The sequence below is a fragment of the Massilia sp. CT11-108 genome, assembly GCF_047302915.1.
Lineage (GTDB): Bacteria > Pseudomonadota > Gammaproteobacteria > Burkholderiales > Burkholderiaceae_D > Telluria > Telluria orientalis.
On record NZ_JBKYMO010001303.1, the window covers coordinates 1 to 390 of the forward strand.

Genomic DNA, 390 nt, shown 5'->3' on the forward strand with positions numbered 1-390 from the left:
GCGCCGACCGCTTCGCCGCGCGTCCGCTCGGCGCCTTCCAGCCGGCGGGCCAGCCGCCCGAGACGGACATCGCCGTCTTCGTCGACACGTCGAAGCGCTACCAGGAAGTGTTCGGCTTCGGCGGCGCCGTCACGGACGCCGTCGCCGAGGTCCACGCGACCCTGACCCCGGCGCAGCAGCAGGCATTCCTGGTGGCGTACTTCGACCCGCGCGCGGGCCTTGGCTACAACATCCTGCGCACGACGATCCACAGTTCCGACTTCGGCAGCGGCAGCTACACGTACGTGCGCGACGGCGACCGGTCGCTCTCATCGTTCAGCATCGCTCCGGACCTGAAGCTGCGCGTGCCGCTGCTGCGCGCCGCGCTGGCGGCCGCGCGCGCCCACGGCA

General features: G+C 72.3%; 1 pseudogene. It reads left to right on the forward strand.

Annotated elements, in window-relative coordinates:
* Nucleotides 1-390, forward strand: a pseudogene (locus ACEN88_RS34515) (hypothetical protein); the annotation flags it as partial.